1 pseudogene is annotated in these 740 nt (G+C 38.2%); it reads left to right on the plus strand.

What is annotated here, in order from left to right:
* Window positions 1–122: 122 nt before the first annotated feature.
* Window positions 123–725 (plus strand): annotated as a pseudogene (locus tag CWB66_RS13040) (IS5 family transposase); the annotation flags it as partial.
* Between the last annotated feature and the right edge of the window lie 15 nt (window positions 726–740).

Genomic DNA, 740 nt, shown 5'->3' on the forward strand with positions numbered 1-740 from the left:
AAAATTTACTGAGGTAAATGCGGTTTAATGTATTAGGGGCTGTTGATCTTTGTTTGAATTTTGTGCGCAAGCGGTAATCTCGTATAATTTACTTCGCCAAAAACAAACCTTACGAGATTACCATGCCCCGATTAATGCTCACTGATAAGTTGTGGTCGAAGCTAAAATCAATTTTGCTTGAAGATAGAGTTTATAACAAGCTTGAACACAGACAAACGATGGAAGGAATTTTATATCGCTTACGTGTTGGTTGCCCATGGCGTGACCTCCCTGAGTGTTTTGGTTTATGGAATACTATTTACCGCCGATTTCTACTTTGGTCTAAAAAAGGAATATTAATAAGGTTGTTCAAATCATTATCCGCCAATAGTGACACTGAGTGGGAATTCATTGATGGCAGTTATGTTAAAGCACACCAACACAGTACAGGTGCTGCGTCTCAACAAGAACAAGCGATAGCATTAAGTCGTGGCGGTAATACAAGTAAAATTCATTTAGCTGTTGATAGTTATGGCTTACCAATTGAATTTATTATTACAGGCGGCGATGTTCATGATAGTAAAGTGGCAAATGAACTGATTGAATTATTGCCCGAAGGCGATTTTGTTATCGCGGACAAAGGCTATGATAGTGAAGTCATTAGAAATAAGGTTCGAGAGAGAAACTCAAGCCCAGTGATCCCTAGAAAGAACAACTCAAAAGCAGGTAATGGTGATAGAGAGTGGTGAGTATATAAATAT

The organism is Pseudoalteromonas sp. S558, assembly GCF_005886635.1.
Lineage (GTDB): Bacteria > Pseudomonadota > Gammaproteobacteria > Enterobacterales > Alteromonadaceae > Pseudoalteromonas > Pseudoalteromonas aliena.